Annotated in this window: 11 protein-coding genes; 10 read left to right on the forward strand and 1 reads right to left on the reverse strand. The window is 68.9% G+C overall.

Annotated elements, in window-relative coordinates; translation table 11 throughout:
- From ACEZHJ_RS12670 to acpS, 9 genes are all read left to right on the forward strand, one after another.
- Positions 1 to 1,413, forward strand: a complete 1,413-nt coding sequence (locus ACEZHJ_RS12670) for a DegQ family serine endoprotease (RefSeq protein WP_018718373.1) — start codon at positions 1 to 3, stop codon at positions 1,411 to 1,413.
- A 142-nt stretch (positions 1,414 to 1,555) separates the two neighbouring features.
- Complete coding sequence (gene lepA, locus ACEZHJ_RS12675; protein WP_018718374.1) at positions 1,556 to 3,367, forward strand: translation elongation factor 4; 1,812 nt, start codon at positions 1,556 to 1,558, stop codon at positions 3,365 to 3,367.
- Positions 3,368 to 3,396: 29 nt separating this feature from the next.
- The gene (gene lepB, locus ACEZHJ_RS12680) at positions 3,397 to 4,158 is read left to right on the forward strand and encodes a signal peptidase I (RefSeq protein ID WP_018718375.1); all 762 of its coding nucleotides are present in this window, start codon (positions 3,397 to 3,399) and stop codon (positions 4,156 to 4,158) included.
- Positions 4,159 to 4,273: 115 nt separating this feature from the next.
- Positions 4,274 to 4,651 (forward strand): DUF4845 domain-containing protein, encoded by a 378-nt coding sequence (locus tag ACEZHJ_RS12685; RefSeq protein WP_375036576.1) that lies wholly within the window; start codon positions 4,274 to 4,276, stop codon positions 4,649 to 4,651.
- A 1-nt stretch (position 4,652) separates the two neighbouring features.
- Complete coding sequence (gene rnc / locus ACEZHJ_RS12690; protein WP_156831207.1) at positions 4,653 to 5,348, forward strand: ribonuclease III; 696 nt, start codon at positions 4,653 to 4,655, stop codon at positions 5,346 to 5,348.
- Positions 5,345 to 6,250 (forward strand): GTPase Era, encoded by a 906-nt coding sequence (gene era, locus ACEZHJ_RS12695; RefSeq protein WP_018718378.1) that lies wholly within the window; start codon positions 5,345 to 5,347, stop codon positions 6,248 to 6,250. Before rnc ends, era begins: the two co-directional genes overlap by 4 nt.
- 7 nt (positions 6,251 to 6,257) lie before the next feature.
- A complete protein-coding gene (gene recO / locus ACEZHJ_RS12700) occupies positions 6,258 to 7,028 on the forward strand; it encodes a DNA repair protein RecO (RefSeq protein WP_018718379.1) in 771 nt (256 codons plus the stop codon).
- Positions 7,019 to 7,774 (forward strand): pyridoxine 5'-phosphate synthase, encoded by a 756-nt coding sequence (gene pdxJ / locus ACEZHJ_RS12705; protein ID WP_040409462.1) that lies wholly within the window; start codon positions 7,019 to 7,021, stop codon positions 7,772 to 7,774. Before recO ends, pdxJ begins: the two co-directional genes overlap by 10 nt.
- Complete coding sequence (gene acpS, locus ACEZHJ_RS12710; protein WP_018718381.1) at positions 7,771 to 8,169, forward strand: holo-ACP synthase; 399 nt, start codon at positions 7,771 to 7,773, stop codon at positions 8,167 to 8,169. Before pdxJ ends, acpS begins: the two co-directional genes overlap by 4 nt.
- On the opposite strand, the gene ACEZHJ_RS12715 is transcribed toward acpS, so the two are convergent.
- The gene (locus ACEZHJ_RS12715; protein ID WP_169509144.1) at positions 8,149 to 10,821 is read right to left on the reverse strand and encodes an ATP-binding protein; all 2,673 of its coding nucleotides are present in this window, start codon (positions 10,819 to 10,821) and stop codon (positions 8,149 to 8,151) included. The two genes, acpS and ACEZHJ_RS12715, sit on opposite strands and share 21 nt — an antisense overlap.
- Before the next feature lie 251 nt (positions 10,822 to 11,072).
- Between ACEZHJ_RS12715 and araD the strand changes: the two genes are divergently transcribed.
- Positions 11,073 to 12,806, forward strand: a complete 1,734-nt coding sequence (gene araD, locus ACEZHJ_RS12720) for an L-arabinonate dehydratase (RefSeq protein WP_375036577.1) — start codon at positions 11,073 to 11,075, stop codon at positions 12,804 to 12,806.
- The last annotated feature ends 4 nt before the right edge of the window (positions 12,807 to 12,810 follow it).

Genomic DNA, 12,810 nt, shown 5'->3' on the forward strand with positions numbered 1-12,810 from the left:
ATGAATCGAAGCCTCGCCCGCATCGCCGCCATGCTCCTCGTGCTGGCGGCGCTGCCGGTCCTCGCCGCGACCCGCGCGAATCTCCCGGATTTCACCGGGCTGGTGCGCGAGAACAGTCCCGCGGTGGTGAACATCAGCACCAAGCGCACGGTACAGGCCGGCCCGGACGCTGACTCCGGACTGCCGGAACTGCCCGAGGACCATCCTTTCCACGATTTCTTCGACCGTTTCCGCGACGGCGAGGAGCCCCCGACTTTCGAGACGGACTCGCTGGGTTCCGGCTTCATCATCGATGCCGACGGCTACATACTGACCAACCACCATGTGGTCAAGGACGCCACCGAGATCGTTGTGCGCCTGCCGGATCGTCGCGAGTTCGATGCGGAGGTGGTGGGCGCCGACCCGCGCAGCGACCTCGCGCTGATCGCCATCGATGCCTCGGGCCTGCCCACAGTGACCATCGGGCGTTCCTCGAAGCTCCAGGTCGGCGAGTGGGTGCTTGCCATTGGCTCGCCGTTCGGCTTCGATCACTCGGTGACCGCAGGGATCGTCAGTGCCCTGGGCAGAAACCTGCCCCAGGAGAACTACGTCCCCTTCATCCAGACGGACGTGGCCATCAACCCGGGCAACTCCGGGGGGCCGCTGTTCAACCTCGACGGTGAGGTGGTCGGGATCAACTCCCACATCTACAGCCGTACCGGCGGCTTCATGGGCGTGTCGTTCGCGATACCCATCGAGCTGGCCATGGATGTGGCCCGCCAGCTCCGCGAGGAGGGTCACGTGGCCCGCGGCTGGCTCGGGGTCATGATCCAGGATGTCACCCGCGACCTCGCGGAGTCCTTCGGCATGCGCCGTCCCCGCGGGGCGCTGGTCTCCCAGATCCTCGAGGATAGCCCGGCGGCGGACTCGCCGCTGCGCGTGGGAGACGTGATCGTGCGCTTCGACGGCCACGATGTACCGACCTCCGGTGCGCTTCCGGCCATCGTCGGCCGTACCCCGGTGGGGGAGCAGGTGCCGGTGGAGATCATCCGCGAGGGCGAGCGGCGGACGGTACAGGTGCGTGTCGGTGAGCTTCCGGAGGACCTCACCGCCCGTGGCCCGGTACCGGCGCCAGAGGGCAGGATCGACCGTCTGGGGCTGGTGGTCGCGCCCCTCGACGACGGCGCCCGCGAGGCCCTCGGTCTGGCCGGTGACGCCGACGGGGTGATGGTGGAGCGGGTCACGGCCGGACCGGCCCGAGAGGCAGGCGTGCGCCGCGGCGATGTCATTACCCGACTCGACCGCAAGGCGATCGATTCGCCGGCGGCGCTGCGCGACGCGGTGGCCGCGCTGGAGCCGGGGCGCAGCGTCGCCGTGCTCGTGCGCCGGGAGGATGGTCCGCGTTTCCTCGCCCTGCGGTTGCCCGGGCAGTGACGGGCATTTGAGCCCGCCGCCGGAAAGCCGTATCGTTCGCGTCTCGAAACCCGTGCCCCGAGGCGTTACCGCGGCGCACCGGCGGGGTGTGCCGCGGTAATGCGTTGGCGCCACTGCAGTGCGTTCGCTTTTCGGAGACCCTATGGCGTCCCAGTCGATGGACCGGATCCGCAACTTTTCCATCATCGCGCATATCGACCATGGCAAATCGACACTTGCCGACCGTCTGATCGAGCGTTCCGGCTCGCTGACGTCCCGTGAGATGGCGGCCCAGGTCCTGGATTCCATGGACCTGGAGCGCGAGCGCGGCATCACCATCAAGGCCCAGAGCGTTTCGCTGGAGTACAAGGCCCGAGACGGCAACGTCTATCAGCTCAACTTCATCGACACCCCCGGCCACGTGGACTTCTCCTACGAGGTCAGCCGTTCGCTGTATGCCTGCGAGGGCGCGCTGCTGCTGGTGGACGCCTCCCAGGGGGTCGAGGCCCAGAGCGTGGCCAACTGCTACACCGCGGTGGATCAGGGCCTCGAGGTCCTGCCGGTGCTCAACAAGATCGACCTGCCGTCGGCCGAGCCCGACCGGGTGATCCACCAGATCGAGGAGATCATCGGCCTGGACGGCACGGACGTGCTCGGCATATCCGCGAAGACGGGCGAGGGCGTCGACGACCTCATGGAGGCGCTGATCGCGCGGGTGCCGGCCCCCAAGGGCGACCCGGATGCGCCGCTCAAGGCGCTGATCATCGACTCCTGGTTCGACAATTACCTCGGTGTCGTCTGCCTGGTGCGCGTGTTCGATGGCGAGCTCCGGCGCGGCGAGCGCATCCGGGTGATGTCCACCGGCCGCGAGTTCCAGGTGGACGACCTGGGGATCTTCACGCCCAAGCGCACGCCCTGGGAGTCGATCAGCGCCGGGCGCGTGGGCTTCGTGGTGGCGGGCATCAAGGACATCGACGGCGCGCCGGTGGGCGATACCATGACCAGCGCCCGGACGCCCTGCGACAGTCCGGTGCCGGGCTTCAAGGTGGTCCAGCCGCGGGTCTTCGCCGGCGTGTTCCCGGTCAACGCGGACGACTACGAGGCCTTCCGCGATGCCCTCGGCAAGCTCCGCCTCAACGACGCCTCGCTGTCCTACGAGCCCGAGACCTCCCAGGCGCTGGGTTTCGGTTTCCGCTGCGGCTTCCTCGGCATGCTCCACATGGAGATCATCCAGGAGCGTCTGGAGCGTGAGTACGGCCTGGAGCTGATCACCACCGCGCCCACCGTGGTGCACGAGGTGGTCACCCGCGAGGGCGAGACGATACAGGTGCACAACCCCTCTCAGCTGCCGGCGGTGGGGGACATCGAGGAGATCCGCGAGCCGATCATCCATGCCAACATCCTCGTGCCCCAGGAGCACGTGGGGCCGGTGATCAAGCTCTGCGAGGAGAAGCGCGGCACCCAGAAGGATATGCAGTACGTGGGCAACCAGATCTCGCTGGACTACGAGATGCCCATGGCCGAGGTGGTGCTCGATTTCTTCGATCGGCTGAAGTCCGCGAGCCGCGGCTTCGCCTCATTCGACTACGAGTTCCGCCGGTTCGAGGCGGCGCCGCTGGTCAAGCTCGACGTCCTGGTTAACGGTGACCGGGTGGATGCACTGTCCACCATCGTCCACCGCGACCACGCCCATCCGCGCGGGCGCGAGCTCACCGAGCGGCTCAAGGAGATCATCCCGCGGCAGATGTTCGAGGTCGCCATCCAGGCGGCGGTGGGCTCGAAGATCATCGCCCGCTCCACGGTCAAGGCGATGCGCAAGAACGTCACCGCCAAGTGCTACGGCGGTGATATCACCCGCAAGCGCAAGCTGCTGGAGAAGCAGAAGGCCGGCAAGAAGCGGATGAAGCAGGTGGGCAAGGTCGAGATCCCCCAGGACGCGTTCCTCGCCGTCCTGCAGGTGGACAAGAACAACTAGGCAGGGGGCGCACGGCGCGTAAATCGGGTATGTGGGATTTCGAGGCGCTTCTCGTTGCGGTGACGCTGGTCACCGGGGTGATCTGGCTGTGGGACCGGCTGGTGCGGCGTCCCCGCCGTGTGGCAGAGCAGCGGAGCAAGGACTCCGATCCCTGGTTCATCGACCTGCCGCGATCGCTCTTTCCGGTGATCCTGGCGGTGCTGGTGATCCGCTCGTTCATGGTCGAGCCCTTCCGTATCCCCTCCGGGTCGATGATCCCCACGCTGCTGCCGGGTGACTTCATCCTGGTCAACAAGTTCGCCTACGGGCTGCGCCTGCCGGTGCTGCACGACAAGTTCCTGGACGTCGGCGAGCCGGATCGGGGCGACGTCATGGTGTTCCGCTACCCGAAGGACCCGTCGCAGGACTACATCAAGCGGGTCGTGGGTCTGCCCGGCGACACCATCCGCTACGAGAACAAGCACGTCTATATCAACGGCAAGCTCATGGACCAGCAGACCCTCGGTGACTACCGGGGCGACCCGCTGGTCTCGCTTCGCCGCGAGGACCTCATGGACGTCAACCACCAGCTGCTGGTCCACGAGACGGCCCCCGCGCGCGGGTTCACCTACCAGGTTCCCGACGGCACGTACTTCATGATGGGCGACAACCGCGACCGCAGCAGCGACAGTCGTTACTGGGGGCCGGTACCGGAGCGGAACATCGTCGGCCGGGCCTTCCTGATCTGGATGAGCTGGGACATGGAGAACGGCGGTCTGCACTGGGGCCGGATCGGCGATATCATTCACTAGGGATCTGTGCGACAGGGTAGTTTGCGGAGGCCCGCTGCGGGGTTTCGTGCGCGTTCCCCTGCGGCGGTTCCGGAGCAACTGTTAGGGATGGGGACAACGGCTCGTGGAGGGCATCGTGCAGGGACGGATTCATACACAGCGCGGCGTGACCATCACCCAGCTGCTGCTCGGACTGGTGGCCGCGGGGCTGCTGGCGCTTATCGCCATGCGGCTCGTGCCGGTCTACCTGGAGGCCCACTCCGTTGGCACCATCCTCGAGGGGATAAGCGGGCAGAAGCAGTTCACCGGCAATAACCAGAAGGACATCCGCGAGACCTTCTCGCGCCGGCTGATCATCAACGACATCAATAACATCAAGGCCAAGGACCTCCAGTTCGAGGAGGTGCGCGGCGGCATCGAGGCGTCGGTGGAGTACGAGGTACGGCGGCCGTTCATCGCCAACCTCGACTTCGTCGCCCATTTCAAGAAATCCACCCTCATCCGAAACAAGTGACGTGACGGCCGAGCGATTGCAGCAGGACCTGGGGTACCGATTCCGCGATGCGGCGCTGCTCGAGCAGGCGCTGACCCATCGCAGTGCGAGCGGGCCCAACAACGAGCGCCTGGAGTTCCTCGGCGACAGTGTGCTGAACTTCGTCATCGCCGCCGCCGTGTTCGAACGGCGCCCGGAGGCCCGCGAGGGCGAGCTCAGCCGCCTGCGTGCCAACCTGGTCAACAAGAATTCGCTCGCGCGGCTGGCCCGGCGGCTGGAGCTCGGCGGCTACATCCACCTCGGCGGCGGCGAGCTGAAGACCGGCGGTCACCGTCGCGACTCCATCCTCGCCGACGCGACCGAGGCGGTGCTCGGCGCGATCTACCTCGACGGCGGCTTCGAGGCCTGCCGCGACGTCATCCTCGGGCTCTACCGGGAGTGGCTGGCGGACCTGCCCGAGCAGCGCCAGCTCAAGGACCCCAAGACCCGTCTGCAGGAGTACCTCCAGTCGCGGCGGCTGCCGCTGCCGGCCTACGAGGTGGTGGACGTCGAGGGGCGCGCCCACGACCAGACCTTTCGTGTGCATTGCCATGTCGAGGAACTGGCGGTGACCAGCGAGGGCCGCGCGAACTCTCGCCGCCGTGCCGAACAGCAGGCGGCCGAATCCATGCTCACGCGTCTGCGCGAGGGCGATAATGACGGAGGCAGGGCCGGATGAGCACGGCCACCGAGACCATGCGCAGCGGCTTTGTCGCCCTGATGGGACGACCCAACGCGGGCAAGTCGACGCTGCTCAATGCCCTGCTCGGGCAGAAGGTCAGCATCGTTACCCGCAAGCCGCAGACCACGCGCCACCGCATCATCGGCGTGCACCACATCGAGGGCGCGCAGCTCGTGTATGTGGACACCCCCGGGCTGCACCGGGCCACGAAAACGGCGATGAACCGTTACCTCAACGAGGCCGCGGGGCAGGCGCTGGACGACGTCGATGTCGTGCTGGTGGTGGTCGACGCCAGTCGCTGGACCGAGGATGATGATCTCGTCTTCGAGCGCCTCAAGTCGGTCAGGGTGCCGGTGGTGCTCGCGATAAACAAGGTCGACCGGATCCCCGACAAGACCCAGCTGCTGCCTCTGATCGAGCGGCTCAGTCAGCGCCATGATTTCGCCGCGGTGGTGCCGGTTTCGGCACAGCGGCACAGCAACCTCGAGGCGCTGGAGCAGGAGCTCGTCGCCCGCCTGCCGGAGGGGCCTGCACTGTTCCCGGAGGAGCAGGTCACGGACCGCTCCGAGCGCTTCATGGCCGCGGAGCTCATCCGCGAGCAGCTCATGGCCGGTCTCGGCGAGGAGCTGCCCTATGCGACCACCGTCGAGATCGAGGCGTTCGAGCAGGAGGGGCGGCTGCGCCGCATCGCCGCGGTGATCTGGGTCGAGCGGCCGGGGCAGAAGAAGATCGTCATCGGCGGGGACGGCCGCCGGCTCAAGTCGCTGGGGCGTTCCGCGCGGCTGGAGATGGAGCGGCTGTTCGACGGCCGGGTCTACCTCCAGCTCTGGGTGAAGGTCCGCGAGGGCTGGTCTGACGACGAGCGGGCGCTGCGCTCCCTCGGTTACGGGGAATTCTAGTAGCGCCATGGGCGAGCAGCGCCGGGTCAGCCTGGCCCCCGCCTACATCCTGCACCGCCGGCCCTACCGCGACACCAGCCTTTTGCTGGAGTGCTTCACCCGGGACCATGGCCGCGTCGGGCTGGTGGCCCGGGGTGCGCGCCGGGCCCGTTCCCGCCTGCCCGGTACGCTCCAGGCGTTCCAGCCGCTCAGCCTCTCCTGGCAGGGGCGTGGCGATCTTGCCACGCTGGTGGACGCGGAGCTCGCCGGCACCCCCGCGCGGCTCGCCGGCACCCGGCTGATCAGCGGGCTCTACGCCAATGAGCTGCTGGTGCGCACGACGCGCCGGCAAGACCCTCATCCGGAGCTGTTCGGTCATTACACCCGGCTGGTGACTGCGCTCGCGCTGGAGGCCGGTGCCGAGGGTGTGCTGTTGCGGCTGTTCGAGCGCGACCTGCTCACCAGCCTGGGCTACGGACTGCCACTGGGGCACGACGCCGGCGGGGCGCCCGTGCAGCCCGGCATTGCTTACCGCTATGATCCCGACACGGGCTTCCACCCGTTGGCGGGCGGGGCCGCCGGGCGCGGGATCGACGGTGCCGTGCTCCTCGGCCTGGCGGCCGGTGAGACCGGGGCCGCCGGCTCGCGGGCCGCGCGCGAGCTCATGCGCGCGGCGCTGGCGCCGCACCTCGGTGAGCGCCCGCTCTACAGCCGCGGGCTTTACCGTCAGCAGCTCCGCGCCGCGGACGCCCGCGGCGGGCCATCCGATACCGGAGAGGACGACAGCGCATGTCAGTGACCAGCCATCGCCCCCTGCTGGGGGTCAACATCGATCATGTCGCCACCCTGCGCCAGGCCCGTGGTACCCGTTACCCGGAGGTGGTGCAGGCCGCGCTGGTGGCCGAGCAGGCCGGTGCGGACGGGATCACGGTGCACCTGCGCGAGGACCGCCGTCACATCCAGGACCGGGACGTGCGGCTGCTCGCGGAGACCGTCGAGACCCGGCTGAACCTGGAGATGGCGATGACCGACGAGATGGTGGCGATCGCCGAGGCGGTCCGCCCCGCCAACTGCTGCATCGTCCCGGAGAGCCGCGAGGAGCTGACCACCGAAGGTGGCCTCGACGTTGCCGCCCAGGCCGGGCGCACGGCCGCGGTCTGCGCCCGGCTGGCGCGCGCCGGAGTGGCGGTTTCCCTGTTCGTCGACCCCGATCCCGTGCAGCTCGACGCCGCGGCCCGGGCCGGCGCCCCGGTGGTGGAGATCCACACCGGGGAGTACGCGGATGCGCAGGACCCGGAGACCGCGCGGCGGACCTTCGCCAGGGTGGCGGAGGCCGTCGCCTACGCCCGGGGCCTCGGGCTCACCGTCAATGCCGGTCACGGCCTGCATTACCACAACGTCGAGGCGGTCGCGGCGCTGCCCGGCATGCACGAGCTCAACATCGGCCACGCGATCATCGCGCGGGCGGTATTCAGCGGGCTCGCCGACGCCGTCGCCGACATGCGGCGTCTGATGACCGGGGCCGCCGTGCGGGGCGGGGCGTGATCGTCGGCATCGGCACCGACATCGTCGCGGTCGCGCGCATACGTCGCCTCGCCGGGGCCCCGGATACCCGGTTCGCGCGGCGGGTGCTGACCGCGGCGGAACTCGACGAGGGGGCGGCGCTGGCGGACTTCGGGGCCTTCGCCGCCCGCCGTTTCGCCGCCAAGGAGGCGGCGGCCAAGGCCTTCGGCACGGGTATCGGGCGTGGCCTGAGCTTCCAGCACCTGCGTGTCGGTCACGATGAGGTCGGGGCGCCGCAGCTGCAGCTCGAGGGCGAGGCGCAGACGCTCGCCGTTCGCAGGGGCATCCTCCGCTGTCACCTTAGCATCTCGGACGAGCGCGACTACGCTGTCGCCTTCGTCGTGCTGGAGGGCGGTTCAGGCGGGGGAGTCGGCTGAGACCGTGTCAATCGCCCCGAGCAGATCGTCCACCGCCCCCGGTATCGCCTGAGCATCGCCGGCGACGAGGTGTCCCTCCAGCTCGGCGCAAGCCGAGCGCAGGGCCTCCGGCCCGCATACGCTGGCCGCGCCGTGGAGCTTGTGCACGTGCTCGCGCAGCGTTGCCCGGTCTCCGGTCTCGACGGCGGCGACGATGCGTTGGCGATGGTCGGGAAGCTCGTCGAGCATCATCTCCCGCAGCGTGCTCCGGGTGTCGTTATCAACGCTCGAATGCTCCGGTGCCGGGCCGTCCCGGCCGATCGCGGCGAGAATCTGCACCTCCGTTACCGGCTTGATCAGGCAGTCGTCCATCCCGGCGGCGAGCAGCCGTTCGCGCTCTCCGCTCATGGCGTTGGCGGTGAGTGCGATGATCCGCGGCGGTCGCCGGCCGTCGTAGCTGGCGATGATCCGTCGAGCCGCCTCCTCGCCACTTATACCCGGCATGTGGATATCCATGAAGACTGTGTCGAACCACTCGTGGCGGCACGCGTCCACTGCCGCGGTACCGTCGCCGGCTTCCACCACCCGCACGCCGTTGCGTGCGGCGATGGTGGTGATGAGTTTGCGGTTGATTTCGTTGTCATCGACGACGAGCACGTTCGCGCCATCCAGGGCGTTTCCCTCGGCGTCCGCCGCGTCCGCCTCATCGGCCGTGTCCGGTGCCGGCAGTCGGGGCAGGGAGGTGCCGGCAAAGTCCACCACCCGGCAGAGCTCGCGGAAGATCGCCTGCCGGCGTGCGACGCGGGGCAGCGTGGCGGCCGCGCCGAGCCGGGTGAGCTGCTGGTGGATCTCACGGTCGACGGTACTGGCGAGCACCAGTACGGGGACGCCGGCGGCGTGGGCCGTGGTGATCAGGTGTCCCGGTAGCGCGGTGTCCAGTGCGGCCTGACCGATACCAGCGACCAGTAGCGCCCAGTCGTTTTCGGCCAGGCGTGCCTCCAATGTCTCGATGCCGGCCCCGGTGACGGTCATGCCCCACTGCTCCAGGCGGTGCCGTGTCGCGAGGCGGGTCAGGTGGCTGTCGTCGTAGAGCAGGGCGTGGCGCCCGTCCAGCGGCGTCGCCGGCGCCGGCGACGCCGGCTCCGGCCGGCGCTCCAGGCGGGCGGTGAACCAGAACGTCGAGCCCACGCCGGGTTCACTCTCCAGGCCGATGGTGCCGCCCATCTGCTCGACGAGCTTGCGGGAAATGATCAGCCCCAGGCCGGTGCCGCCGAAGCGCCGCGTCAGCGAGGTGTCGGCCTGGCTGAACGCACGGAATAGCTTGTCGCGGTCGGACTCATGCAGGCCGACGCCGGTGTCGCTGACGTTGAAGCGAATGCTCACGGAGTCGCTGTCTTCCTCCTCGATCATCACGCGCACGGTGACCTCGCCGGCGGGGGTGAACTTGATGGCGTTGTGTACCAGATTGGTCAGCACCTGGCGCAGGCGCAGCGGGTCGCCGCGCAGCCGGGTGGGTACGTCGGCGTACACGAGCTGGACGATCTCCAGGCGCTTGTCGTACGCCTCCGGGGCGAGCAGGGCGAAGACCTCCTCGACGCAGTCCCGCAGGTCGAAGTCGACGCTGTCCAGCGCCATCTTGCCCGCCTCGATCTTCGAGAAATCGAGGATGTCGTTGATGATGGTCAGCAGGTTGCTGCAGGACTGGCGGATGGTGTCCACGTAGTCGCGCTGCTCGGCGTTGAGCGGGCTGTGATGCAGCAGGTCGGCGAAGCCGACGATGCCATTGATCGGTGTGCGGATCTCGTGGGAGACGTTGGCGACGAACTCCGACTTGACCTTGCTGGCCTCCAGCGCGCGGCGCCGGGCGACGTCGAGCTCCACGTTCTGCACCTCCACGGCCTGCAGAGTCTGGCGCAGCTCCGAGGTGGTCTGGCGCACCCGCGCCTCCAGGGCCTCGCGGCTCTCGCCCAGGGCCTGCACCATGCGGTTCATGGCCTCTTCCAGCTCGCCGATCTCGCCGCCGGCGTCCGCGCGCAGACGCCCGTCGAGCTCGCCGCGCCGGATGCGCGTGGTGAACCGGGTCAGCCGCCGGGTCGGGGTGACCAGGCTGTTCGCCACCGCCAGGGCGAGGAGCGTGGCGATGCCGGCGACGGCGGCGGCGAGTCCCAAAGGGGGAAGCATGACCGCGGCATAGCGCTGATACGCCCAGCCGTGGTCGGGAGTGACCGTCAGCGTACCGCCGGAGGGCGGCATCGGCGTGGTGGCCGTATCCAGCATCACCGTCATGACGCCGGCGTCGAGCCGTTCGAATGCCGTCGCCGCCATGAGCGCCCCGCCGAGCATGGAGGTGACACGCGGGGCGTGGCTGCGGGCCGAGACCACCGTGGAGCCGTCGCCGCGCTCGATCCGCGCCTCGGCGACGGTGGGGTTGTCCACCAGTGAATCGACGATGCCCTGCAGGGTGCGGAGATGGCCGGAGTGCAGCGCCTCCGCGGCGGGCACGCGCCACTGATGCGCGCTCACGGCGAGCTCGCGGTTCAGTGCCGAGCGCAGACGCGAGAGCTCGGTATCGCCGAGCAGCGAGAGCAGCACCGCCGCCACCGTGATGGTGGGCACCAGCGCGACCAGCAGGACGCGACGTCGTGTGCTCCAGCGCATCGATGCCATTTCCATATGCCTCTGCCGCGCGGTGACTCCCCGGGAGCGACCCATTATGGCGGCGTCGGCGGGCGCGGTGCACGTCGCGACGACGTGCCGCCGGCGGGGCAGGGGGCATGGTGCCCTGAATCCATGCATATATGTGTATACATAAATGACGAATCCAATATTAGAAAACTATATATCGCCTTGCTAGCGTCGCTCCCATGAACCATCCATGGCCGTGACGGCGCCGCCGTCGGGCCACGACCGGGAGAGCGACGAGCATGAGCGACGATGATAAGAACGCCGGGAAGCGCCGGAGTCAGGCCTGGTTCGGGGGCACGGACAAGGACGCCTTCCTCCACCGCAGCTGGGCCAAGAACAACGGCCTGCCGGACGACGCCTTCGACGGCCGCCCGGTGATCGGTATCTGCAACACCTTCTCCGAGCTCACGCCCTGCAACGCGCATTTCCGCGAGCTCGTCGAGCACATCAAGCGGGGTGTGATCGAGGCGGGGGGAACGCCCTTCGAGTTCCCGGTGTTCTCCTGCGGCGAGACCATGCTCCGCCCCACCGCCATGCTGTTCCGCAACCTCGCCTCCATGGACGTGGAGGAGGCCATTCGCGGCAACCCGCTGGACGGTGTCATCCTCATGGGCGGGTGCGACAAGACCACCCCGTCGCTGCTCATGGGGGCGGCGAGCTGCGATATCCCGGCCGCGGTGGTCTCCGGCGGGCCGATGCTCAACGGCCGTTTCCGGGGGCGCACCCTGGGCTCGGGCACGGACGTGTGGAAGTTCTCCGAGGAGGTGCGCAGCGGGCGCATGTCCGAAGAGGACTTCATGGCCGCGGAGAGCGGCATGTCACGCTCGCCCGGCCACTGCATGACCATGGGCACCGCCTCGACCATGGCCTCCATGTCGGAGGCCCTGGGCGTCACCCTCGCGGGCAATGCCGCCTACCCGGCGGTGGATGCCCGGCGCAACCGCCTGGCGCGACTCACCGGCCGGCGCATCGTCTCGATGGTCGAGGAGGACCTGCGTCTGTCCAGGGTGCTCACCCGCGAGGCGTTCGAGAACGCCATCCGCGTGAACGGTGCCATCGGCGGCTCGACCAACGCGGTGATCCACCTCCTCGCGATCGCCGGGCGTATCGGCGTGGACCTCGATCTCACCGACTGGGACCGCTTCGGGCGCGACGTCCCCTGCCTGGTCAACCTCATGCCCTCGGGCGAGTACCTGATGGAGGATTTCTGCTACGCCGGCGGGTTGCCAGCGGTGATGGGCAAGATCCGGGACCTGCTGCACGAAGATGCGTTCACCATCTCCGGGCGCACCATGGGTGAGCAGCTGAATGCGGCGGAGTGCTTCAACGACGACGTCATCCGCGACCGGGACAACCCGGTCTTTCACCAGGGCGGCATCGCCGTGCTTCAGGGCAACCTCGCGCCCCAGGGCGCGGTGCTCAAGCCCTCGGCGGCCTCACCGCATCTTATGCAGCACACCGGCCGGGCGGTAGTGTTCGAGAGCATCGAGGACTTCAAGGCCCGCGTGGACGATCCGGACCTCGACGTCGACCAGAACAGCGTGCTGGTCCTCAAGGGCGCCGGGCCGCAGGGCTATCCGGGCATGGCGGAGGTCGGCAACCTGCCGCTGCCGCGCAAGGTCCTGGAGAAGGGCGTGCGGGACATGGTCCGCGTCTCGGATGCGCGCATGTCCGGCACCGCCTTCGGCACCGTGGTGCTTCACGTCGCGCCGGAATCCGCCGCCGGCGGGCCGCTGGCGCTGGTCGAGGAGGGCGACATCATCGAGCTGGACGTCGAGGCCCGGCGCCTGGCGCTGAAGATCGACGAGGCCGAGCTCGAGCGTCGCCGGGCCCGCTGGCAGCCGCAGCCCCACGCCATGCAGGGCGGTTACCAGAGCCTGTACGTGGAGCGGGTGCTCCAGGCCGATACCGGCGCCGACCTGGACTTCCTCGTCGGTTGCCGGGGGGCCGAGGTCCCCCGGGAGAGCCACTGAGCGA

Source organism: Arhodomonas sp. KWT2 (assembly GCF_041949875.1).
GTDB classification, from domain to species: domain Bacteria; phylum Pseudomonadota; class Gammaproteobacteria; order Nitrococcales; family Nitrococcaceae; genus Arhodomonas; species Arhodomonas aquaeolei.